Annotated in this window: 21 protein-coding genes; 12 read left to right on the top strand and 9 right to left on the bottom strand. The window is 73.8% G+C overall.

All coding sequences use genetic code 11. From position 1 onward, the window contains the following. Positions 1-118: 118 nt before the first annotated feature. Positions 119-1,309 (bottom strand): ROK family transcriptional regulator, encoded by a 1,191-nt coding sequence (locus ACZZ97_RS14285; protein WP_314103158.1) that lies wholly within the window; start codon positions 1,307-1,309, stop codon positions 119-121. Between the two features lie 91 nt (positions 1,310-1,400). On the opposite strand from ACZZ97_RS14285, the gene ACZZ97_RS14280 reads away from it, so the two are divergent. The 5 genes from ACZZ97_RS14280 to ACZZ97_RS14260 all read left to right on the top strand — a co-directional run bounded on the left by ACZZ97_RS14280 (position 1,401) and on the right by ACZZ97_RS14260 (position 8,239). Continuing rightward, positions 1,401-3,590, top strand: coding sequence for a transketolase family protein (locus ACZZ97_RS14280; protein ID WP_463473573.1), 2,190 nt, complete (start codon positions 1,401-1,403; stop codon positions 3,588-3,590). A 583-nt stretch (positions 3,591-4,173) separates the two neighbouring features. Beyond that, a complete protein-coding gene (locus tag ACZZ97_RS14275; protein ID WP_463473572.1) occupies positions 4,174-5,205 on the top strand; it encodes an iron-siderophore ABC transporter substrate-binding protein in 1,032 nt (343 codons plus the stop codon). Between the two features lie 18 nt (positions 5,206-5,223). Further along, the gene (locus tag ACZZ97_RS14270; RefSeq protein WP_463473571.1) at positions 5,224-6,270 is read left to right on the top strand and encodes a FecCD family ABC transporter permease; all 1,047 of its coding nucleotides are present in this window, start codon (positions 5,224-5,226) and stop codon (positions 6,268-6,270) included. Positions 6,271-6,365: 95 nt separating this feature from the next. Beyond that, positions 6,366-7,397 (top strand): FecCD family ABC transporter permease, encoded by a 1,032-nt coding sequence (locus tag ACZZ97_RS14265; protein WP_463473809.1) that lies wholly within the window; start codon positions 6,366-6,368, stop codon positions 7,395-7,397. Then, entirely contained in the window at positions 7,394-8,239 is an 846-nt protein-coding gene (locus ACZZ97_RS14260; RefSeq protein WP_314102636.1) for an ABC transporter ATP-binding protein, read from the top strand. Before ACZZ97_RS14265 ends, ACZZ97_RS14260 begins: the two co-directional genes overlap by 4 nt. Before the next feature lie 404 nt (positions 8,240-8,643). Here ACZZ97_RS14260 and ACZZ97_RS14255 read toward each other — a convergent pair whose 3' ends face one another. The 3 genes from ACZZ97_RS14255 to ACZZ97_RS14245 all read right to left on the bottom strand — a co-directional run bounded on the left by ACZZ97_RS14255 (position 8,644) and on the right by ACZZ97_RS14245 (position 10,828). Next, complete coding sequence (locus ACZZ97_RS14255; RefSeq protein ID WP_463473570.1) at positions 8,644-9,675, bottom strand: hypothetical protein; 1,032 nt, start codon at positions 9,673-9,675, stop codon at positions 8,644-8,646. Positions 9,676-9,858: 183 nt separating this feature from the next. Further along, positions 9,859-10,272 carry a hypothetical protein gene (locus ACZZ97_RS14250; protein ID WP_463473569.1) on the bottom strand — a complete coding sequence of 138 codons (414 nt, stop codon included), beginning with the start codon at positions 10,270-10,272 and terminating at the stop codon, positions 9,859-9,861. A 91-nt stretch (positions 10,273-10,363) separates the two neighbouring features. Further along, a complete protein-coding gene (locus ACZZ97_RS14245; protein ID WP_463473568.1) occupies positions 10,364-10,828 on the bottom strand; it encodes a phage holin family protein in 465 nt (154 codons plus the stop codon). A 302-nt stretch (positions 10,829-11,130) separates the two neighbouring features. Here ACZZ97_RS14245 and ACZZ97_RS14240 point away from each other — a divergent pair, with 302 nt between their 5' ends. From ACZZ97_RS14240 to ACZZ97_RS14225, 4 genes are all read left to right on the top strand, one after another. After that, positions 11,131-11,436, top strand: a complete 306-nt coding sequence (locus tag ACZZ97_RS14240) for a Dabb family protein (RefSeq protein ID WP_463473567.1) — start codon at positions 11,131-11,133, stop codon at positions 11,434-11,436. Between the two features lie 6 nt (positions 11,437-11,442). Further along, the gene (locus ACZZ97_RS14235; RefSeq protein ID WP_463473566.1) at positions 11,443-11,898 is read left to right on the top strand and encodes a hypothetical protein; all 456 of its coding nucleotides are present in this window, start codon (positions 11,443-11,445) and stop codon (positions 11,896-11,898) included. A 67-nt stretch (positions 11,899-11,965) separates the two neighbouring features. After that, the gene (locus tag ACZZ97_RS14230) at positions 11,966-12,502 is read left to right on the top strand and encodes a hypothetical protein (protein ID WP_463473565.1); all 537 of its coding nucleotides are present in this window, start codon (positions 11,966-11,968) and stop codon (positions 12,500-12,502) included. Positions 12,503-12,614: 112 nt separating this feature from the next. Then, positions 12,615-13,322, top strand: coding sequence for a hypothetical protein (locus tag ACZZ97_RS14225; RefSeq protein WP_463473564.1), 708 nt, complete (start codon positions 12,615-12,617; stop codon positions 13,320-13,322). Positions 13,323-13,444: 122 nt separating this feature from the next. Here the strand turns inward: ACZZ97_RS14225 and ACZZ97_RS14220 are convergent, their stop codons facing one another. The 4 genes from ACZZ97_RS14220 to ACZZ97_RS14205 form a co-directional block, all read right to left on the bottom strand. Then, positions 13,445-14,347 (bottom strand): phosphotransferase, encoded by a 903-nt coding sequence (locus ACZZ97_RS14220; protein ID WP_463473563.1) that lies wholly within the window; start codon positions 14,345-14,347, stop codon positions 13,445-13,447. A gap of 149 nt (positions 14,348-14,496) precedes the next feature. Continuing rightward, on the bottom strand, positions 14,497-14,769 hold the full coding sequence (locus ACZZ97_RS14215; RefSeq protein ID WP_314100679.1) for a hypothetical protein: 273 nt from the start codon (positions 14,767-14,769) through the stop codon (positions 14,497-14,499). Continuing rightward, positions 14,766-16,571, bottom strand: a complete 1,806-nt coding sequence (locus ACZZ97_RS14210) for a sensor histidine kinase (RefSeq protein WP_463473562.1) — start codon at positions 16,569-16,571, stop codon at positions 14,766-14,768. Before ACZZ97_RS14210 ends, ACZZ97_RS14215 begins: the two co-directional genes overlap by 4 nt. Further along, the gene (locus tag ACZZ97_RS14205) at positions 16,561-17,265 is read right to left on the bottom strand and encodes a response regulator transcription factor (RefSeq protein WP_463473561.1); all 705 of its coding nucleotides are present in this window, start codon (positions 17,263-17,265) and stop codon (positions 16,561-16,563) included. Before ACZZ97_RS14205 ends, ACZZ97_RS14210 begins: the two co-directional genes overlap by 11 nt. Before the next feature lie 133 nt (positions 17,266-17,398). On the opposite strand from ACZZ97_RS14205, the gene ACZZ97_RS14200 reads away from it, so the two are divergent. After that, positions 17,399-18,055 carry a hypothetical protein gene (locus ACZZ97_RS14200; protein ID WP_463473560.1) on the top strand — a complete coding sequence of 219 codons (657 nt, stop codon included), beginning with the start codon at positions 17,399-17,401 and terminating at the stop codon, positions 18,053-18,055. Between the two features lie 117 nt (positions 18,056-18,172). Here the strand turns inward: ACZZ97_RS14200 and ACZZ97_RS14195 are convergent, their stop codons facing one another. Then, entirely contained in the window at positions 18,173-20,014 is a 1,842-nt protein-coding gene (locus ACZZ97_RS14195) for a carboxylesterase/lipase family protein (protein WP_463473559.1), read from the bottom strand. 101 nt (positions 20,015-20,115) lie between these two features. Between ACZZ97_RS14195 and ACZZ97_RS14190 the strand changes: the two genes are divergently transcribed. Beyond that, positions 20,116-20,742 carry a TetR/AcrR family transcriptional regulator gene (locus tag ACZZ97_RS14190; RefSeq protein WP_463473558.1) on the top strand — a complete coding sequence of 209 codons (627 nt, stop codon included), beginning with the start codon at positions 20,116-20,118 and terminating at the stop codon, positions 20,740-20,742. Positions 20,743-21,107: 365 nt separating this feature from the next. After that, positions 21,108-22,685 carry an ATP-binding cassette domain-containing protein gene (locus ACZZ97_RS14185; RefSeq protein ID WP_463473557.1) on the top strand — a complete coding sequence of 526 codons (1,578 nt, stop codon included), beginning with the start codon at positions 21,108-21,110 and terminating at the stop codon, positions 22,683-22,685. The last annotated feature ends 7 nt before the right edge of the window (positions 22,686-22,692 follow it).

Here is a 22,692-nt window from a genome sequence, read left to right as displayed (position 1 = left end):
GCCGCGGGGGCGCGTGCCTGCTCACGCGAGCAGGGTCGCCCGACAGGTGTCGACGGGCGCGCCCCGACTCTAGCTCGGATCGAGCCTTTTGACCACTCGTGTTCCAAAGTCGAGCGCGTCAGCCCCGCAGCCCCGCGGGAGGCGCGGGCTGGGCGCCCGGGGCGCGCCGGCTCGTCGCGGCGCTCACGCGGGCGACGTCGAAGAGCTCGTCCTGCGCCATGAGGGAGGCGCCGCGCACCCCGGCCTTGTCGCCCAGCCGGGCCCGCTCGACCACGAGGCCGCGGCGCGAGAAGTCGTGCGTGCCCGTGAGCAGCGCCGAGCGGATGCCCGCGACGAGGCGCTCGCCCGTCTCGGCGAGGTTGCCGCCGACGATCACGGCCTGCGGGTTGAGCAGCCCCACGACGTCGGCGAGCGCCTCGCCGATGCGGGTGCCCACGGTGTGCAGCTGCTCGAGCACGAGCGGGTCGTGGGCCCGCGCCGCGGCGACGATGTCGGCGCTGGTGGCGACGTCGTGCCCGGCGTCGCGGAGGGCGCTGCGGATGGTCGCGCCGCTCGCCTCCAGCTCGAGGCGGTGGAGCGGCTCGCGGGAGGCGCGCGGCGCGCTCAGCTGGCCGGCGCCTCCTCGGGCCCCTCGGTACACGTGCCCGTCGAGCACGAAGGCGCAGCCGACGCCCATGCCGACCTTGACGACGGTGAGGTGCGAGTACTCGGGCCAGCTGAGGCGGGACTCGCCCACGGCGAGGATGTTGACGTCGCGGTCGACGGCGAAGACGGCGTCGAAGCCGGCGAAGTAGTCGTCGACCCGCACCTCTTCCCAGCGGGGGTCGAGCTGCGGGCTGCCGAGCCGGCCGGTGACCGCGTCGACCGGCCCGGGCACGCCGACCCCGATCGCGCGCACGTCGGCACGGCTGCGACCGAGATCGGCGAGGAGGAAGTCGAAGACCTGGATCGCCCAGCTGAAGATCTCGTCGGGGCCGTCGTGCAGGCCGATGTCGGCCTCGTCCTCGCTGAGCACGGTCGAGACCAGGTCCGTCACGCCGACGCGGGTGTGCGAGCCGCCGATGTCGATGGCCAGGATCACGCCCGCGTCCGCGGCGACCGCGAACTCCTCGGGCGGACGGCCGCCGCTGCTGCTGAGCTGGCCGGCGCTGACGATGAAGCCCGCCTCGAGCAGGTCGTCGAGCCGGCGGGCCAGGGTGACCCGCGACCAGCCGAGCTGCTCGATCAGGTCGCTGCGGGTCGTCGCCTCGCCCCGGCGGATCAGGTCGAGCACGACGCCGGAGCCGGTGGAAGGCGTCCTGGGGGTCATCACCACGCTGCGCTCCTCTGCGATGGGTGGGCGTCGACTCGTCGGGCCGAGCTCGGTTGACTTCAGTCTAGGTGTAGACGAAAGTGGGGCCATGGCCGACGACGTCCCCTCGACTCCCCCGACAGACACTAGCCGTGAGGCCGCGACCGACGGCGCCGCTGCCGCAGCCGCCTCGCGCGGCGACGCGGCCGCCGAGGCCGACGTGCTGGAGGCCCGTGCCGTCGCCGCCGCGGTGATGATCCCCGCGCAGGTGGTCCAGGCGAAGGGCCACGGCCACGCCGGCACCGCGATGGCGCTGGCTCCCCTCGCGCACACGCTGTTCCAGCACGTGCTCCGCCACGACCCCGCCGATCCCGAGTGGACTGGGCGCGACCGTCTCGTGCTCTCGGCCGGCCACGCCAGCCTGCTGCTCTACGTGCAGCTCGCCCTGACCGGCTACGGACTCGGGCTCGACGAGCTCGCCCTCAGCCGCACGCTCGGGTCGCGCACCCCCGGCCACCCTGAGCTGCACCACACGCCCGGCGTCGAGATGAGCACCGGGCCCCTCGGCCAGGGAGTCGCCTCCGCCGTCGGCCTGGCCCTCGCCGCCCGCCGCGACGAGGCGCTGCACGGCGCGGGCACGGGCCTCTTCCGCAGCACGACCTGGGTGATCGCGGGCGACGGCTGCCTGCAGGAGGGGGTCTCGGGCGAGGCGTCGAGCCTCGCCGGCACCCTCGGCCTCGACGAGCTGGTGCTCATCTGGGACGACAACCGCATCACCATCGACGGCGGCACCGACATCGCCTTCGGCGAGGACGTCCGCGCCCGCTACCGCGCCTACGGCTGGCGGGTGCTCGAGGTCGACGACGCCGCCGACCTCGACGCGCTCCGGTCGACGCTCGAGGAGGCGCGCGAGCCAGAGACGGGCGACGGCGACGGCGACGGCGGAGCAGGTGCCGACGGGTCCGCAGGAGGCGGCGCTCGCGCCGGCCGCCCGACGCTCGTCGCCGTCCGCTCCGTGATCGGCGCCCCCTCCGCCCTGCGCGGCGGCACCTCCGCGGCGCACGCGGGCGGGTTCGGCGACGACGAGGTAGCGGCGGTGGCGACCTCACTCGGGTTCGCGGCGGGCGCCTCCTTGACGGACCTGCTGCCGGACGACGTACGCGACTGGGCGCTCGGTGCCCGCGACCGCGGAGCCCGCCTGCACGCCGAGTGGGACGAGCGCGAGGCCGCCTGGCGCCGCGAGCACCCGGCCGCGGCCGACCGGCGCGACGCGGTCGCCGCGGGCGTGGACGAGGAGGCGGTGGCCGCGGCCCTGGCGAACGTCGCGGTCGACGACGGCGCCGCCACGCGCACCACCTCAGGCGCCGTGCTCAGCGCGGTGCACGGCGCCGCCCGGCTCTGGGGCGGCTCGGCCGACCTCTCGTCGTCGACGAACGTCGCGATCCCGGGCGAGGCCGTCAGCGCCGCCCTGCCCGGCGGGGACTTCGTGCACTTCGGGATCCGCGAGCACGCGATGACGGCGATCATGTCGGGCGTCGCGCTGCACGGGCTGTGGCGTCCCTACGGCTCGACCTACCTCGCGTTCAGCGACTACGCGCGGCCGAGCATCCGCCTCGCGGCGCTGATGCAGCTGCCCGCGCTGTACGTGTACACGCACGACTCCGTCGCCGTCGGCGAGGACGGGCCGACGCACCAGCCGGTCGAGCAGGTCGCGTCGCTGCGGACCGTGCCGGGTCTCGACGTCGTGCGTCCCGGCGACGCGCGCGAGGTCATCGCGGCGTGGCGGCGGCTCCTCGGCTCTGGCGATCGACCCGCGGGCTCGGACCGGACGGTCGCGCCGACCGCGCTCGTCCTGTCGCGCCAGGCCCTGCCCGACCTCGAGGGAGGCGACACCACAGAGCAGGGAACGCCCCGAGGCGGTTACGTCCTCTGGCAGCAGGGAGGCGGTGGCGACCTGGCCCTGATCGCGACCGGCAGCGAGGTGCAGGTCGCGCTCCGCACCGCGCGGCTTCTCGCCGACGAGGGCGTCGACGTGCGCGTCGTGTCGCTGCCGTGCCTCGAGTGGTTCGAGCAGGAGCCCAGGGCCTACCGGGACGAGGTGCTGCCCCCGTCGCTGCGGGCCCGGGTCACGGTGGAGGCCGGCTCGCGGCAGCCGTGGGGCCGCTACGCGGGGCTCGACGGGATCAGCGTCGGCATCGACGAGTTCGGCGAGTCGGGCTCGGGCCCGGAGTTGCTGCGCCTGCGCGGCGTCGACGACGCCGCGGTGCTCGCCGCCGCCCGCGAGCTCGTCGCCCGCTAGCCCCGCCTCCTCCCCCCGCCTCCTCGCCTCTCCCCCGCTAGCCCCGCCTCCTCGCCTCTCGCCCCTCACCCCTGCCCCTGCCCTTGGTCGTGCCCCTGGTCGTGCCCGTAATTTGAGAGTGATCGGCACCGTGCGCACCCGAATTGCCCGGCCCAGCCGCCGCGCGGAGCAAGATCACTCTCCGTGTGAGTTCGCCGGCGTCACCACCTCGGCAAATGCCGACTGACACGCCCGGGATGCACTTTCCTCCGCGGCGTGTCGCGCGAGATGGGAGCCCCCCGGTCGGCATCTGCGGAAAGACGGGTTGCCGACATCCGTCGCCCCAGGTAAGGTAAGGCACACCTAACACGGCGATCACCCGTGAGGGCCCTCGAGCCGGACAGCACCGGCGAGAGGGGCTGTCCGTCGACGCGGCACGCACCCGGCGTGCCCTCCCGACACCGGGCGATCCGTCGTGCCCGCGGTACGTCCGCCACGCCTCCCGCAGTCGTGGCCCGCGCCGCGGCAGGCTCGCGACACCGAGTCGCCTGCACCTCCCTCGCACCGCACATCACCGCCCTCGCCCCACCTCCGGAAGGCCCCCATGTCCCGCACCTCGCGCCTCCTCGCCCTGAGCGCCGCCTCCGTCCTGGCCCTCGGCCTGACCGCCTGCTCGACCGACGCCGGGTCCGCCGGCACCGACGCGGCCGGCACCGGCTCCGGCGACTTCACGCCCGTCACGATCGAGCACGCGCTCGGCACGACGACGATCGACGAGAAGCCCGAGCGGATCGCCACGGTGAACTGGGCCAACCAGGAGGTGCCCCTCGCGCTGGGCGTCGTCCCGGTCGGCATGGCGCGGGCGGACTTCGGCGACGACGACGGGGACGGCGTCCTGCCGTGGGTCAGCGAGAAGCTCGAGGAGCTCGGCGGCGAGGCCCCCGTGCTGTTCGACGAGACCGACGGCGTCGACTTCGAGGCCGTGGCCGACACCGAGCCCGACGTGATCCTGGCCGCGTACTCCGGCCTGACGCAGGAGGACTACGACACGCTCAGCGAGATCGCTCCGGTGGTCGCCTACCCCGAGACCGCGTGGGGCACCTCCTGGCGCGACATGATCGCCTTCAACAGCCAGGGCATGGGCATGGCCGACGAGGGCGAGCAGCTCGTCGCCGACCTCGAGGGCGAGATCGCCGAGGTCGCCGACGCGCACCCCGAGCTGACCGACTCGACCGCGATGTTCCTCACGCACGTCGACACGACCGACCTCAGCGAGGTCAGCTTCTACACGACGCACGACACCCGCGTGCAGTTCTTCGACGACCTGGGCCTGCAGCAGCCCGCGAGCATCCAGGAGGCGTCCGACTCGACCGACCTGTTCTCGCTGACGCAGAGCGCCGAGACGGCCGACACGTTCGACGACGTCGACGTGATCGTCACGTACGGCGACGACGAGCTCGTCCAGACCCTCGAGGGCGACCCCGTCCTGTCGCAGATGCCGGCCGTCGCGAACAAGGCGATCGTCGCGCTGCCGAGCACCGGCCCGCTGGGCACGGCCGCGAACCCGACTCCCCTGTCGATCTCGTGGATCCTCGCCGAGTACGCCGACCTCCTCGCCGAGGCGTCGCAGAAGTAGCGGGCAGCCAGCACCCACGTGACCGTCACCACCACCTCCGGGGCAGCCTCGGACGTCGCCGCCGTGCGCCGTCCGAGGCGTCTCCGTGCCGCCTGGCTGCTCGCGCTGCTGGGCGTGCTCGTCGTCGTCATGGTCCTGTCGCTGACGATCGGCTCGCGGTCGGTGTCGGTCGACGACGTCCTCGCCGCGCTGGGAGGCGCGACCGACGGCTTCGATCGCGCCTCCGTCGCGAAGCGGATCCCCCGCACCCTGCTCGCCGTCGTGGCGGGGGCGGCCCTCGCCGTCGCCGGGGCCGTGATGCAGGGGGTGACGCGCAACCCGCTGGCCGACCCGGGGATCCTCGGGGTCACGACCGGCGCCTCCCTCGCGGTCGTCACCGGCCTCGCGTTCTTCGGCCTGAGCGCCGCGACCAGCATCGTCTGGGTCGCGATCGTCGGCGCCGCCGCCACGGCCCTGTTCGTCTACACGGTGGGATCCCTGGGACGAGGAGGCGCCACCCCCCTCAAGCTGGCCCTGGCCGGGGCCGCGACCTCGGCCGCGCTCGCCTCGTTCATCACCGCCGTCGCGCTGCCCCGCGGCGACATCTCGGCGAGCATCCGCTCGTGGCAGATCGGCGGCGTGGGCGGCGGCACGTTCTCGAGCCTCGGCCAGGTGCTGCCGTTCCTCGCCGCCGGGCTCGTCGTCTGCCTGCTCTCGGCCAAGGCGCTGAACTCGCTGGCACTCGGCGACGAGCTCGCGGCCGGCCTCGGCGAGCGCGTCGCGGTCGTCCGCGGGCTGTCGGCCCTCGGCGCCGTCGTGCTCTGCGGGGCGGCGACCGCCGTCACGGGCCCGATCGGCTTCGTCGGCCTCGTCGTGCCGCACGCCTGCCGGCTGCTGACCGGCGTCGACCACCGCTGGCTGCTGCCGTTCTCGGCGGTCGGCGGCGCGGTGCTGCTCACCGCCGCCGACGTCGTGGGGCGGGTCGTCGCCCGGCCCGCCGAGATCGACGTGGGGATCGTCACGGCGCTGATCGGCGCCCCCTTCTTCATCTGGATCGTCCGCCGCGCGAAGCTGAGGGCGCTGTGAGCGGCGCCGACCTGCGCTCCGCGAGGGGCGCCTCCTCGACGGCTGCCGGTGCCGCCCTCGACGCGGGCGACACCCGCGACGACCGTGCCGCCCGCATCGCGAGCGTCGCCTCCGACGTCGCCCGCGGCCGTGTCCGACGCGGCCGCCGTCGCCGCGTGGTGATCGGCCTGCTGGCCGCCGCCGTGCTGGCCGTCTTCGTGCTCACCCTCATGGTCGGGCGCACCTTCTACGGGCCCGGCGACGTGCTCGGCGTCGTTCTCGGGCAGGACGTGCCGGGCGCCTCCTTCACCGTCGGCCGCCTGCGCCTGCCGCGGGCTGTGCTCGCGATCGCCGCCGGCCTCTGCTTCGGCCTGGGCGGCGTGACGTTCCAGACGATGCTGCGCAACCCGCTAGCGAGCCCGGACATCATCGGCATCAGCTCGGGCGCCAGCGCGGCCGCCGCGTTCGCGATCGTGACCCTGTCGCTCGACGACGCGCAAGTCTCGGCCTTCGCGATCGCTGCAGGGCTCGCCGTCGCCGTGCTCGTGTACCTCCTGTCGAAGAAAGGCGGCGTCGCGGGGACGCGCCTCGTGCTCGTCGGGATCGGCGTCGCGGCGATGCTCGACAGCCTGACGGCGTACGTGCTGTCGGGCGCGGCGCAGTGGGACCTGCAGGAGGCGCTGCGCTGGTTGACAGGGAGCCTCAACGGCACGAGCTGGCCGCAGGTCGTCCCGGTGCTGGTCGCGCTCGTCGTGCTGACGCCCGTGCTGCTCTCGCGGTCGCGCGATCTCTCGGTCACGCAGCTCGGCGACGACACGGCCTCGGCCCTCGGGGTGCGGGTCGACCGCACGCGGCTCGTCGTCGTCCTCGCGGCCGTGGGCCTCATCTCGTTCGCGACCGCGGCCTGCGGGCCGATCGCGTTCGTAGCCTTCCTGTCCGGCCCGATCGCGGCGCGCATCGTCGGTCCGCACGGCTCGCTGCTCGTGCCGTCGGCGCTCGTCGGGGCGCTGCTCGTGCTCGTCGCCGACGTCGTGGGGCAGTTCGCGCTCGGCACGAGGTTCCCCGTCGGGGTCGTCACCGGTGTGCTCGGTGCCCCTTACCTGATCTGGCTCATCGTCCGCACCAACCGTGCCGGAGGCTCGTTGTGACCACCGACCACTCGCTCGTCGCCCGACGACTCACCCTCGGCTACGGCGACCGCGTCGTCGTCGACGACCTCGACCTCGTGGTGCCGCCGGGCCGCATCACCGCGATCGTCGGCGCGAACGCCTGCGGCAAGTCGACGCTGCTGCGCTCGATGTCGCGCCTGCTCAAGCCGCGTGCCGGGCAGGTCGTGCTCGACGGTGCCGAGGTGCACCGGACGCCCGCGCGCCAGCTCGCCCGGACGCTCGGCCTGCTCCCCCAGTCGCCCGTCGCGCCCGAGGGCATCACGGTCGCCGACCTGGTCGGCCGGGGGCGGCACCCGCACCAGGGCCTGCTCTCGCGCTGGAGCTCCGCCGACGACCTCGCCGTCGCGGAGGCGCTCGAGGCGACCGAGACCACCGGCCTCGCCGACCGCTCGGTCGACGAGCTGTCGGGCGGGCAGCGCCAGCGCGTCTGGATCGCGATGGCGCTGGCGCAGCAGACCGACGTGCTGCTGCTCGACGAGCCGACGACCTTCCTCGACGTGAGCCACCAGGTCGAGGTGCTCGACCTGCTCACCGACCTCAACCGCAGCCGCGGCACCACGGTCGTGATGGTGCTGCACGACCTCAACCTGGCCGCGCGCTACGCCGACCACCTCGTCGCCCTGGCCGACGGGCGGGTGCACGCCGCGGGCACGCCGCACGAGGTGCTCACCGAGGACTGCGTCCGGGCCGTCTTCGGCCTCGACAGCCGGGTGGTCGACGACCCGACGACGGGCGCGCCGATGATGCTGCCGCTCGGACGGCACCACGTCGTGGGCGAGGGGCCCGTGCGCCGCGAGTCCCCGTCCGAGGCGACTCCGTAGGAGGCGCGGGTCCGTCCCGCCCGGAGCTCGCGCACCTCCTGCGGTCGCCGCTGCGCACCCTCGCATCTCCGCAAATGCCGACCTTCAGGCCCCCTCGCAGCCCGCACCACTTCAATATCCCGTCATTGCAGGCGCTCAGGTCGGCTTTTGCGGGCTCAGATCCGGCGGCGGGAATTCCGACCGCAGGAGGCGCGGGCGCGTCCCGCAAATGCCGACGGTCGGGCGAGAACGTGGGCTGCAACACCGGGAAATCCAGTTCTCGCGAACGGCGTTGTCGGCATATGCGGACCACACCGTGTTGCATCGACGCGTTTCGCCTGCTGGCGGCGGCGCGAACGACGGAGGGCCGCCCGACGATCTCTCGTCGGACGGCCCTCCGGGTGGTGCAGGTGCTGCGGTGCTGACTAGCCGGTGAACGCGGCGTTCGCGCGCACGGGCACGGCGACCGGGGCGACCGGGCCGGCGGGCACGGGTGCCACCGCGGCGTCGGCGGTGACCGTGACGATGCCCTCGAGCGCGATGCCCGAGTCGTCGCCGATCAGGTTGATGATGTACGTGCCGGGGCCCTGGAGCTGGTCGGCGGGGATGACGATGTTCGCCGCGATGCGACCCTGGGCGTCGGCGGTCAGGACGATGTCCTGGTCACCCGAGCTCTGGGCGTTCTCGTTCGAGAACAGCACGGACAGGGTCTCGCCCGGGAAGAAGCCGGCGCCCTCGACCGCGATGCCGGTCGTGCTGACCTGCGAGACGGTGAGCGTGGCGGGCACGTAGGTGCCGGAGGGCGCGGGGATGAACCACGTGCTCTCGTCACCGAACGCGACGGCCTGGACCGACGAGGTCAGGGGGTCGGGCGTGATGAAGCCGTAGGCGAGGATGGTCGCCGCGGCGGCCTGGTCGCCGCCCGCGTCGATCTGGGCGATCTGGGCCTGGAACTCGGCGAGCGTCGCGACGGCGCCGGCGGCGTAGGTGCCGAGGGCCTGCGAGGTGACCCACTGGCTCGTGGCGGTGAAGCCGGCGTCGCCGGTCGCGACCGGACGCAGCGTCGTGAACTGGGTGCCGGTGCCCGTGGCGTTGGCGAAGATCGGGACCTGGAAGGTCGCGTCCCCGAGCGACGCGAAGTCGGCGTCGAGCACGAGGTCGGTCAGGGTGCTGGCCGGCGCGTCGTAGGCGTTGAGCAGCTGGACGTTGCCGCCGGCCGAGTTGAGGCCGGCGCCGTCGAAGGTGACCGTGCCGGCGGGGGCCGTGACGGCGCCCTGGAACCAGCCGGTGGCGGGGTAGGGCGTGCCGGGCACTTCCTGGCCGAGCTGCGCGTTGGTGGTGACGCGGTCAGCCGTGTCGGGGTCGAATGCGGCGTTCGCCGTGCCGGAGACGGCGACGACGGAACCGAGGACCGCGGCGGACGCCACGGCCACGGAGAAGATGCGGGACTGCTTCACTGGTGATCCTTTTTCTCAGAGTGAGCCGCGCCGGGTGAGGGGCGGCAGAACGGTGATCCCCCCATCACGGCGTCTGCGCAGGGGTGCGCCGTCGCATCGAGAAAGGTTCTGAGTAAGTGTCACTGATTTGCGGCCGCTTGGGAAGTCCTGTGACGAACCAGTGTGCATCCGCGGGGCGCCCGGCTACCGGCTGAGCGTCTTCCCGACGGCGACCCCGACGAGCACGGCCGCCACGACCGTGACGACGGGTCGACGCCGTGCGTTCCGACGCACGAACGCCGCGACCCCCGTGCCCTCGTCGTCCGTGTCGAGCGATCCGACGGTGCGGTCGACGACGTCCGAGGTCGCCCGGCCGGCCTTGTCGGCGAACCGCTCGCCTCGGTCCTGGGCGCGGTCCAGCACCTCGGAGGCCGCCTCCTTCGCCTTCTGCAGCAGCCGGTCGGTGCTGCTCAGCCCACCGGTGTCGCTGTGCCCGTCGCCGTCTCGCCCGGCGGAGCTGCTGCCGTCCCGGTCGCCGGGGGCCGCGTACCGGCGCTCGGCCTCGTCGAGGGCGCGGCTGGCGACGCGCTTGGCCTTGTCGCTGAAGGACTCGCTCATGGGGTGTCTCCTGGTCTGCCCGCCGTGCGGGCGTCGTGTCGTGGGGTTCGTGGTTCCGGTCGAGTCGCAGTGGTGGTGAGCTGCCGGCTGGTCAGTCGCGGCCGGTCGGGGACTCGTCGCCGCGCGACGTGAGCCCGGCGATCGTGTCCCTCGGGACGGGCGGGACGCCGCGTCCCAGCGCCGAGACGCCGACCTTGACGACGACCGCCGCGGCGATCGCGAACACGGCGAAGGCGATGAGGGTCGCGGCCCAGAGCGGCAGCGCCACGGCGAGGGCCGCGACCACGACGGCCGCGAGCAGCCCGACGGTGACGACGGCCAGCACGGCGCCCACCCCCACGAGGACGAGTCCGGTGCGCGCACTTCGGGCACGGTCGGCGACCTCGGCCTTCGCCTTGCCGATCTCGCCGCGCACGGCACGCACGATCGGCTCGATCGCGCGGCTGCTCAGCTGGTCGGCCCGGCTGCTCAGCTGGTCGCGCAGGCGCGCTCCGGTGCGGCCGTCGTCGGTGCGCGTCTCGGCTGCGGCGGTGTCGGTGGTGTCCTTCTCGGCCACGGGGCTCCTCCTGGTCTCGGCCCTGCTCGACGGGCACCTCCCCGGGGGAGGCGCGGTGCAGGACTCCCCATCAAGTCGTGTCCCGCTCCCCTGCCGTCACGCACCTCCGGCTGGCTCCCAGCTTCGCGCGGCCCGGGACTCGCCCCCCGGCCAGCCGCGTCCGACCATGATGCGTCGCTCCTCTCTCTGTGCGCCCGGGCACTCTGCCTGCCCGGGCCGTCGGCGCCCCCGGCGCCGCGCCTCCTCGGGGTCCAGGCTGGGACGAGCGACCGGGAGCCGGTCGGCGACGAGAGGAACGCGACATGGCCGAGACGACAGAGGTGCTGCACGTGGTGCTGGCGGAGTGGAACGACGGGGTCGACGCGACGGCCAGGTCGACGGAGCTGTCGGACGAGCACCTGACCACCATCGACGGCGTGCTGTCCGTGTCGAGCGGCCCCACCGTCAGCGGCGAGGGCCTCGAGGGAGGCTTCGACTGGATGCTCGTGGTCCGCTTCCGCGACCGGGCCGCCCTCGACGCGTACCTCCCGCACCCCGAGCACCTGCCGGTCGCGGGCTTCCTGCGCGACTCGGCCGCCCGGGTCGTCGTCTTCGACATCGCGGCGTAGGGCGCGGTGTTCGAGCGCAGGCGACAGGCGCGTGCCGAGGCCGACGCCGCGGCCGCGGCAGCCCTCGAGGCGACCCTCGACGCGGTCGCTCCGTGGTCGGGAGCGGGGCTGACGGCCGAGGCGGCCACCCTTCGCGAGGGCCCCCGACAGCAACGAGCCCTGCCGGCGGTCGCCCTCTCCGACGGGGTCGCCCGTGTGCTCGTGAGGCACGACGAGCTCACGGACCTCGTGGCGGACCGGCAGGGCATCGTCGAGTCGGTCGGCGCCGAGTGGCCCGTCTACCTCGCGTGGCCCCGGGCGGCCGCGCGGTCGTCGGTCGTGGGCGACGTCACCGCCCACCTCCCCGACCGCTCGCTCGCCTTCGTGGTGAGCCCCGTCGAGGCCGCGCCCCAGGTCGTGCTCGCGGGCGACGACCTCGACTCGTTCACCACATGGGTGGAGTCGTTCCCGCTCCCTCGGTGACGACTCGACCGTGACGAGTCCGCGGCCGTGCGGTCTGTGGCCGCGCAGCCGTCCCTAGAATCGGCGCATGCCCTACGACGAGTGGTACGACGACGACACCCGCGAGGCGGCGACCGCGCGGGTCCTCGAGCGCAGGGCCACGAAGCCGGGCGACCGCAACGTGCTCACGGTGGTCGCCGACGAGTTCGGCATCCCGCAGCAGACGCTGCGCGCCTGGGTCGAGGAGGCGGCACCCGAGCCCGAGAAGTCGGCCCGGAAGCCCCGTCCCAAGTTCTCGCAGGTCGTGACGACGCGGATCGAGCCGGCACCGGTGCCGGCCCCCGAGGTCATGCCGGACGCGGACGTCGAGCCTGACGGAGAACACCAGTCGGAGGCGGAGCCGGAGCCGGAGCCGGACGCGGACGCGGACGCGGAGGCGGAGGCGGACCGCGAAGCCGGACCGGACGTCAAGACCCAGCCCGCACCTCCTGCCCCGACCCCCGTCGCTGCCCGCGCTCCGGTGCCGCACACTGACGAGATCGCGGCCCTCGAGGCGGAGGTCGTCGCGCTCCGTGCCGGCAACCGCGTGCTCACGGAGGCCATGCGAGTCCTGCTCGACCCCTGACCTGAGCCGACGGACTGCTGAGGTAACGGTCAGGTAACGCACCAATCCCATCCAGCGAGGGTGGCGAACCCCTGTCAACTCCCCACCGGGAACCACAGACAAGGAGAAACCCATGAACATCTCGCGCAAGACCATCACCAAGTCCGCCTTCGGCATCGTCGCCTCCGGCGCCCTCATCTTCAGCCTCGCCGCCTGCTCCTCGACCGACGCCGGCTCCGGCTCGTCGTCCTCCGCTGCCCCGTCGTCGTCCTCGTCGGCCGCCAGCACCGAGCCCGTCGCGTCGCTCCCCGACCTCAGCAAGGGCGTCGACACCCAGGTCGCCGTCGACGCGTCCTTCGTCGAGGCACTCACCAGCCTCGGCCTCACCCCCGGAGTCGTCGGCACCGCCGGCTTCGACGCCACCACCGGCACCTTCTCCTTCCCCATCACCGGCGGCAACGTCGACTACTACGACCCCTCCTCCGACGTGCGCCCCTACGTCCAGGGCGAGATCGACCACGACGGCTCCGGCCTGTCGCTGACCGCCGCCGACGGCACCGTCGTCGAGCTCACCGACTTCCGCATCGACCCGGGCGAGAGCAAGCTCTACGGCACCGTCACCGCCAACGGCACCGTCGCAGCAGAAGACGCCTACCTCTTCAACCTCTACGGCGGCTCGCTCAAGCCCCTCCAGATGGAGGGCACCAACGCCGTCCTCGAGGGCACCACCGTGCACATCAGCCCCGACGCCGCCGGCCTGCTGAACCAGACCTTCAACACCGACGCCGTCCAGGACGAGATGCTCGTCGGCGTCGCGAAGATCACCGTCGCCACCGAGTAACTCTCTCCCGCACGGTGTCGACCGCGCCGGTGCTGCGCCGTACCTCGTAGGGCCGGCATCCCGGTGGAACCCCATCCCGCTTCGTGAGCGGGATGGGGTTTTTCCGTGCGCCCGGGCGGGCCTCAGGCCCAGCGCCGCCTCAGCCAGCCCAGGGCGGCCGCGGCCTCTCGCCGTTGGAACTCCCGGAGGGTCGGCATGTCCGCCGGTGCGGGCGTCTGCAGCGCATCCGTCCACGAACCGGCGAGGCCGGCGAGGACCGCGTCGACCGCCTCCGGCGGCACCTCCCGCAGGGAGTCGTGCAGGAGGTGCCCCTCCACGTCGCTGCGCGGGTCGCGCACGAGCACGTCGAGCAGGTAGGTCACCGAGTCGAACCACGGCGCCCCGACCGAGGCCCACGGCCAGTCGACCAGCCACACGCGCGAGCTGGCGTCGAGGAGGAAGTTGTCGGCACGGCAGTCGAGGTGCACCAGGTGCTCCCCCGCCGCTGCGCCCGGGAGCTGCGCAGAGGCGTCGCGCAGCTGGTCGAGGTGCGCAGTGGTCCAGGGTCCGAGCTCTCCCGTCACCCCGGCCTCGCTCAGGCGCTCCCAGCTCGTGGAGTCGGGCGTGAGCTCGTTCGAGAGACGCGGCAGTAGCGACGCCTCGGTGATGCGGGGCAGGCCGGCCAGCGCGTCGAGCACGAGCGTCGTGTCCTCCGGCCCGGGGTGCCGGCCGTCGACGTCCTCGAACGCCACGACGACCCAGCCGTCCTGCTCGACCGTCGCGACCACTCGGGGTGCCGACACCGACGCGGGCAGACCCCGGACGACCATCGCCTCCCGCCGATGCAGCTCGTGGGTGCCGGCGTTGCGCGATCGACTCACCGACTTCGCGAAGACTCGCCGTCCGCTGCGGAGCACCAACCGATCGGCACTGCCGGACGAGAACCCTCCCGGCTGGCTCGCCGCCTCCTCGACCTGGTCGCCCAGCGCCTCCTCGAGTGCACGGCGCACCGTGGTGGGCACCTCCGCCCAAGTCGTCCTGGTCACGTCCGCTCCTCTCGGTGAGATGCCTCGACCGGGACGACATGCCCTCGGGCCCCCGGGCACGTCGTCCCTTTCCGGTGTTCCTCGCGCCTTCGCCGTCCCGTCCCGTGCCGTGCTCGCGCCTTCCCCGCTCGACGACGGTCAGCGGCGGGTCACTCGTCTGTGTCGACCGCCCCGGCAGGACGCCGTCGTCGAAGGAGGCGGGCGAGCACCGTGCCCGCGATCCAGACGCCCGCGAGGACGACGAAGGCGACCCACATCGGCTCCTCGAGCCGATCGGCGACGAACCAGAACAGGGCGCCGCCGACGAAGACCAGCAGCAGGTTGGTCACGACCTCCCTGAAGGGCAGCCACGGTGACGACGGCTCGACGACTTCACGGACCTCGACGGGGCGAGCACTCGGCAGGTCTCTCGCATCGCTCATGGACCGAGGATGCCAGACGTCAGGAAGTGAGGAGGCGCCGCTCGCCACCCGACACTCGACGGACTCGACGGGATGCGGAACGTGAACCGGGCCCCGTGCGGCCGCACGTTCGCGACGTCGATCGTCCCGCCGTGCAGCTCGACGACGCGTCGGGTGATGGTCAGGCCGAGGCCGTGCCCGGGCCCGTCGCGCCGGCGTGACCGGTCCGCTCGCCAGAGGCGGTCGAACACCGACCCGAGGTCCTCTTCGCGGATGCCGACCCCGTCGTCCTCGACGTCGACCTGGACCGAGCCGTCCCCGGGCAGGAGGCTGACGACCACCGTGCGGGGGCGACCGTGCACGAGGGCGTTGTCGAGCAGGTTGCCCACGACCTGGCGCATGAGCACGGGATCCGCGACGACGACCACGCGGAGGGGTCCTCGGTACTCGACCACCGGCCCCTGCAGCCGCCGCGCGTCGACGGACTCCTCCAGCAACGCCGCGAGGTCGACCTCCTGCGGCTGCAGCCTCAGCTCCCCTGCGTCGGACGACGCGACCGTCCGCAGGTCGTCGATGAGACGCTCGAGGTGCTGGGCCTCGCGGCCGATCACCCTGACGACCTCGTCCTTGTCGGAGACCACCCCGTCGTCCCAGGCCTCGGCCCAGCCGCGGATGTTCGTCAGCGGGGTCCTGAGGTCGTGGGCGATGTCGGCCGTCAGCTGGTCTCGTTGCTGCCGCGCCTGCTCGAGACCGTCCGCGAGCTCGTTCACCGCGCTCCCGAGCCTCGAGATCTCGTCCTGCCCCGACTCCGGTGCGCGAGCGGCGTGCTGCCCTGCCGTGAGCCGTTCGGTGACGAGCTGCAGGCGACGGATGCGACGGACCGCCTGGCCGCTCGCGACGAGCACGAGGGCGCCGCTGAGCGCGACGAGGCCGATGACGACCGCCGCGATCCGGGCGAGGGAGTCGGTCGTCAATGAGTCCAGAGCCGGCCGGGCGCCGTCGACCGGCGAGGTGACCAGGTAGGCGCGGGGCGGGACGAGGTCCTCGTTGATCGTCGTCCAGGCCCTCGTGACGCAGCTCCTCGTCCGCTGCAGCGTCTCCAGGGGGACCGCCTCGTCGCCTCCGACGACGCGGAGCGAGATCCCCTCGGCGGCACCGGGCGACACGAGGTCGAGCTGGACCGCGCTGACGGAAGTGATGGACTGGACGGCCAGGCACTCGTTCGTCTGCGCGGTGAGCAGGCCGAGGGCCGCCTGCTCGGGGCCGTGCGGTGCCGTGTAGGCCTCGGTCTCGCAGCCGGGCGGGAACGCACCCGAGACGACCGCCCGGCCGTTCGGCCAGAGCGAGACCGACGACGACGGCAGCCCTGCGCAGGCGGCGACCGCCTCCGCCGCTGCACGGGACGACCGTGCCTGCGACTCGTCGAGCACCATCGCGCCCGCGACCGTCGTGCTGATCGGGCTCAGCGTGTCCGCGAAGGTCTCCGAGAGCGGGTCGACCGGCGTGCCGGGCAGCTGGGGCACGGGCCGCGACGCGTCGGTGTCGCCGATGGTCCGGCCGTCGACGTCGAGGAGGACGAGGCGCCGATCGAACCGGTCGCCGAGCCGGTCGAGCTCCGTCGCGACGTCGGCCCAGCTCTGCTCCCGGCCTGCCCAGCTCCGCACCGCCGCCACGATGTCCTGGTCGGTGCGGGCGTCCCGGTCGATCTGGACGGCGTCCCGGCGGGTGACCGCCGTCGAGACGATCCACGTCGTGCCCGCGATCGAGAGGGTCACGATGACGATGCCGATCGCGAGGAAGCGGACGAGCAGGCTACGACGCACGAGGCCCCGTCTCCCCGGTCGAGGAGAAGCGGTACCCGACGCCGTAGACGGTCTCGATGCCGCAGGGCGCCTCCGAGTCGAGCTCGAGCTTCGCCCTGAGGTTCTTCACGTGGGCGTCGATGGTCCGCTCCGTGATGAAGCGGCCGTCACCGTGCAGGGCGACCAGCAGCTGCCCTCGGCTCAGCACGCTCCCCGCTGCCGACATCAGCGCCCTCAGCAGGTCGAACTCGGCACGCGTGAGGTCCACGAGCCGGCCGGAGGTCCGCGTCTCGCGCCGCGCCGGGTCGAGGGAGACGTCCCCGGCGCGGAGCACGCCGTCCACGCGCTGGGGCGCGCTCCGCCGCAGCAGCGCCCGGACCCGGGCGAGGAGCTCGCGCGGGCTGTACGGCTTCGTGAGGTAGTCGTCCGCGCCGTGGTCGAGGCCGAGCAGCAGGTCGTTCTCCGCCACGCGGGCGGTGACCATCAGGATCGGCAGCTCCGACCCCTCCTCACGGAGGCGGGTGCTGACCTGCAGGCCGTCGAGGCCCGGGAGCATCACGTCGAGCACCAACAAGGAGGCGCGGCCGTCCCCCACGCTCTCGAGCGCGCGGACGCCGTCGGAGACCACCTCGACCTCGTGCCCCTCGCGTTCGAGGTAGCGCCGGAGCAGCTCCCCCTGGAGCTCGTCGTCCTCTGCCACCACTATCCGCGCCACGTGAGCCACGCTACGGGGCCGTGAGCCCGGCGATCGTCCTGCTACGGCTCTTCTCACCGAACCGGCACGGCGAGCGCACAGGTCCTTCACACTCCTGGTCGACGCTGAGATCTCCCCAACCGAAAGGACCGACATGTCCCTCACCAAGATCAGCGCCGTCGTCGGCGGCGCACTCGTCCTCGGAGGCGCCGCCGTCGCGGGTCTCTCGATGTCCGCCCAGGCTGCCGAGGCTCCCGCCACCAGCGCGGCGAGCACGGGCGCCCAGGCTCAGGTCTCGTCGACGACGTCGACCGGCACGGCGGCGAACGAGGTCACGAAGGCGCTCGACGCCGCGGCGATCCAGGAGTACGGCACCCCGGCCCGGGAGTCGCTCGCCTACCTGGCCGCGGCCGACCCGGCGAACGACCTGTACCTCAGGTGCATCGCCGATCGCACGGTCTCGGCGAAGGGCAGCGCGACCGCGATCACGGAGACCGCGGACTCGTCGTCGCTGACGCGGCCCGCGACGGCGGCCGAGACCGCGGTCGGCGAGCAGGCCGAGGCGTTCTGCGCACCGCTCGAGCCGGCACCGCCGTGGGAGCTGGACCGCAGCAACCCCGAGGCACCGGCGTTCGCCGCCGAGGTCGTGGAGCGCCTGGAGGCGGCCGGGGTCACCGAGGTGGCCGTCGCTCCGGACGACGGCGGCGACCGCGTCGGCATCGAGTTCGGCGGCGCCGGGAACGACGCCTCTTCGATCTCGAAGGGCACGGAGCTCCTGCCCTCGGTCGCGCTCGAGGTCGCCCGGGGCTGAGCTCCGCTCCCCCGCTGACCCGTTGACCCGTTGACCCGCAGGGCCGTCGCCGACACCGGCGGCGGCCCTGCGGCGTCAGCCCTGCGGCGCCAGCCCCGCAGCGCCAGCCCCGCAGCCTCAGCCCTCCCGGCGCAGCCAGAAGTCGACCGCCTCCGCCGACGGGCGCGACGTGACGGAGGTGACGTCACCGAGCTCGAGGACGCTGTCGGGCGCCTCCTGCAGGGTCGGCCATCGTTCACGGTCGGCTCCGTTCGGATCGCCGCGGGTGACGAAGTCGAGCCAGTACCCTGTCATCTCCGACTCGAGCCGGCGGTCGACGGTCGTGTAGTCGATGTCGCCGTCGGCGCCGAGGTTGCCGTACGCGTACATCACCTCGGACCCGTGGTACGCGCCGAAGCGCTCGAGGTCCGGGTCCGGGGGGACGCGCGTGAACCAGTACGGATAGACCGGCGACTCCCCCGACCGGGCGGCCGTCAGGCCCCACTTCCGCATCGGGGCGGTCATGGACTGGTCGGTGCCGGACCGGATCCGTGACTCGACCACCTCCTCCTCGTCGCCTCCCGGGTACAGCGCGAGGAACTCGTCGGCGTCGTCCCCGTACTCGTCGCGGGCCTCCCGGGCCCACGTCGCCGGGTCCGAGTCGACCCCGCCGACCAGGTCGAGGGACGTCTCGTCGGCGTTGCTGCCGAGCAGCAGGGGGACGTCGTTCTGCAGCCCCGCCTCGTAGAGGGCAGACGGGGTGTCGGGCAGCACGGCGTCGCCCACGACCGGCCACCAGTGCGTCGTGAGGTCCGCGGCCGCCGCGGCCTCGGCGATGCGCTCGGCCGGCATCTCGCGCATCTCCGCGAGGGTCGCGCCGCCAAGTGCGTCGCTCAGGCCGCGAGCGGCCTCGCGCGCGTGCTCGGCGTCGTCGTAGAGGTCGCCCCCGTCGCGGTCGCCCGCGCTGCCCAAGCACCCCCCGCTCTCGCCGATGAGTCCGTGCACGAGGCCCGTGGCCAGGGGCGAGACGCCCAGGATGCACGCGGATCCCGAGCCCGCCGACTCCCCCGCGACGGTGACCTGCCCCGGGTCCCCGCCGAACTCGCCGATGTTGTCGTGCACCCACTGCAGGGCGGCCAGCTGGTCGAGCAGGCCCTGGTTGCCCGGGGTCTCGCCGCCGAGGGCGTCGCCGGCCAAGGCTGTGCTGTCCAAGAACCCGAACACGCCGAGCCGGTAGTTGATCGTGACGACCACGGCTCGGCCGGTGGAGGCGAGGGCCGTCCCGTCGTAGGCAGGCAGCGCACCCGAGCCGGCGACGAACGCGCCACCGTGCAGGTAGACGAGCACGGGCAGGGGCGCAGGAGGCGCCTCCGACGGTCTCCAGACGTTCAGCCGCAGGCTGTCCTCGTCGGTCGTGTACCCGCCCAGCAGGGTCTGCTCGAGCGGCAGGTCGAGCACGCGGGTCGCGGCCCGGGTGACGACGCTGGGCTCGGCCTGGACCACGGAGGTGCCGAAGTCGTCGGCGACGAGGGTCTCGGATCGTGCGGGGGCCGGCTGCGGCGCCTCCCACCTCAGGTCGCCGACGGGCGGGGCGGCGTAGGGGATGCCCGCGAAGGCGTCCACCCTGGCGCTCGTGTCGTGCACCCCGACCACGTCGCCCTGGGCGGTCGTCACCGGGTCCGTGTGGGGCCCGTCCAGGGTCCGCGTGCCGACGATCGGGCCCGCCGCCAGGGCCACGCCGCCGGTGAGGGCGGCCACCGCGACCCACGCCGCGCCGCGGACGAACCACCGACGACGTCGCCACGTCCGCGAGAGGAGAGCGGCCGCCGCGACGGTCGCGGCCACGAGCAGCCACCCCCACCACGGAGCCTGGTTCAGCCAGGCGACCACCGCGCCGACCAGCGCCACGGCTGCGGTCGGCAGCCACCACCTCCTGCCGTGTGATCTGCTGCGTGTTCCGTCCTGCGTCCTCTTCGTCACCCTGATCCCTTCGATGCGGTCCGTACTCGATACGAACCGTACTCGATACGAACTGCATCAAAACTGGAGGAGGTGCTAGCCAGGGCGCATAGGCTCGTCCCGTGAACGACGGAGAAACCCCCTCGGTGCGCCGGCGGACCGACACGCGGCGTCGCCTCCTGGCGGCCGCGGCGGACCTGTTCGAGGCGAGCGGCACGATCGGCCAGAGCGTCGAGGCCCTCTGCGCGCGGGCGGGCTTCACCCGCGGGGCCTTCTACTCGAACTTCACCAGCGTCGACCAGCTCTACCTCGCGCTGCACGAGGAGCAGGCGGGCCGGGTCTGGCACCGCCTGGGGGCGGCCCTCGAGGCGCAGACGTCAGGTGAGGGGCGGCAGGGATCCCTCGAGGAGGCGGTGGGCCACCTCCTGGACTCGCTCCCCGACAGCAGGGAGTGGTTCTCGTTGCGGTCGGTGCTGCTCGCGCGGGCGGCGGCCGACCCCGTCTTCGCCGACCTGATGAGGATCGACGACGGCGCCGTCGCGGCCGAGCTGGGCGCTCGCTTCGTCGCCCTCGCCGCCGTCCACGGACGCGAGCCCGTCGTCGAGCCGGCCCTCCTGGCGAAGGCCGTGGTCGCCGCCCACGTGGGCGCGGTCGGCCAGGCGGCGGTCGACCCCGACGGCGTGCGGACACAGGTCGTCACCGTGACGGCGGTCATCCGCGGGCTGACGGTCGAGTCGGCTGCGCCGTAGGACTCGCCGCGGGTGCCGGGTGCCGGGCGCCGTGCACGGCACCCCGTCACGCCCTTGCGCCGCTCCGCAGCCTGCGCCTAGCATCGGCGCGTACCTCGTCGCGAGCCGCGACGTCGGTGCGGCCACCTCACCGGCCGACCGGACGGCTCGCGGACACGGGGGCTCCCCGCACGGAAGACGGCCCATTGCGCACCAGCACCGGTACTGCGTCCACGACGCAGCAGCTGCCCTCGCACTGACTCCGCCCGTGCCCGCCCGCTGACCCGGGCGAGGCCGACGCTCCCCCGCCTCCGGCCGGGAGCGCGGTGGTGTCGTGCGCCGACACCACCCCCGGGAGCACCGTGCCCTCCACCCTCAGCACCACCATGCCCTCACCGTCCGTCGTCCTCACCGACTGCTCGTTCGCCTGGCCCGACGGCGCCGTCGTCCTCGACCGCGTCACGACGGCCTTCGGGCGGGGCCGCACCGGCCTCGTCGGGTCCAACGGCGCCGGCAAGTCGACGCTCGTCCGCCTCGTCACGGGCGATCTCGCCCCCACCGGCGGGAGGGTCTCGACGACCGGCCCGGTCGACCTGCTGCCGCAGCGCCTCCGTCGCGGACCGGACGACACCGTCGCCGACCTGCTCGGCATCCGTCCGCGGCTCGACGCCCTGCACGCGATCCTCGGCGGAGATCCCGATCCGCGGCACTTCGACGCCCTCGGCGACGACTGGGATCTGGAAGCCCGGGCCGTCGCCGCCCTCAGCGAGGTCGGGCTCGACCTCGACACGTCTGACCTGCTCCGTCCGGTCGCGACCCTGTCGGGCGGCCAGGCCGTCCTCACCGCCGTCACCGGCGTGCGGCTGCGCGACCGACCCGTCGCCGTGCTCGACGAGCCGACGAACGACCTCGACCTGCGGTCGCGCGGGCTGCTGCTCGACCTCGTCGATCACTGGCGTGGCACCCTCGTCGTCGTGAGCCACGACCGCGAGCTGCTCGAGCACGTGGACGAGATCGCCGAGCTGCGCGACGGCTCGATCCGCACCTCGGGCGGGACCTGGTCCGACTTCGAGCAGCGCCTGGCCGTCGAGCGGTCGGCGGCCGAACGCGACCTGCGCGACGCCGACCAGCTGCTGCGCGCCGAGCGGCGACAGCGCATCGAGGCCGAGACGACGATCGCCCGGCGGGCGCGCGCCGGGCGACGCTCGGCGGAGTCGATGCCCGCGATCATCGCCCACGCGAGGAGGAACAAGGCGGAGGCGACCGCGGGCCGGCTGCGCTCGGGACACGGGGACGCGGAGGCGCGGGCCAGGGACCAGGTCGACGTCGCCTCACGAGCGGTGAGGGACGACGACGCCGTCCGGGTCGACCTCCCCGATCCGGCGATCCCGGCGGGACGACGCCTCGCGGAGCTGACCGTGCGGGGCAGGACCACCGTGCTGCAGGGGCCGGAACGGATCGCGGTCGTCGGCGCGAACGGCACGGGCAAGACGACGCTGCTCGAGCAGCTCGTCGGCGCCCCCGGCGCGCGGCCGCACCCCCTGGTCGACACGGGGGCGACGTCGTTCACCGAACGGGTCGCCTGGCTGCCCCAACGTCGCGACGGGCTGCTCGCCGACGACGACACCGTCCTCGAGCACGTCGCCCGCGCGGCCCCCGCCGTGCCCGACCGTGAGCTGCGCAACGCCCTCGCGCGTCTCCTCGTCCGTGGCTCCGTCGTCGACCGGACGACGGCCACCCTCTCTGGAGGAGAACGATTCCGCGTGGCCCTCGCGGGCCTGGTGCTCGCCGACCCGGTCCCCCAGCTGCTCGTGCTCGACGAGCCGACGAACGACCTCGACATGACGACGACCGACCACCTCGTCGACGTGCTCACGGCCTGGCGCGGAAGCCTCGTGGTCGTCAGCCACGACGAGAGGTTCCTCGACCGGCTGGGGCTGCACGCCCGCGTGGCCCTCGACTGACGGCGCC

It is taken from the genome of Frigoribacterium sp. AC512, from assembly GCF_979258295.1.
This window is presented reverse-complemented; position numbering and strand designations above follow the sequence as displayed.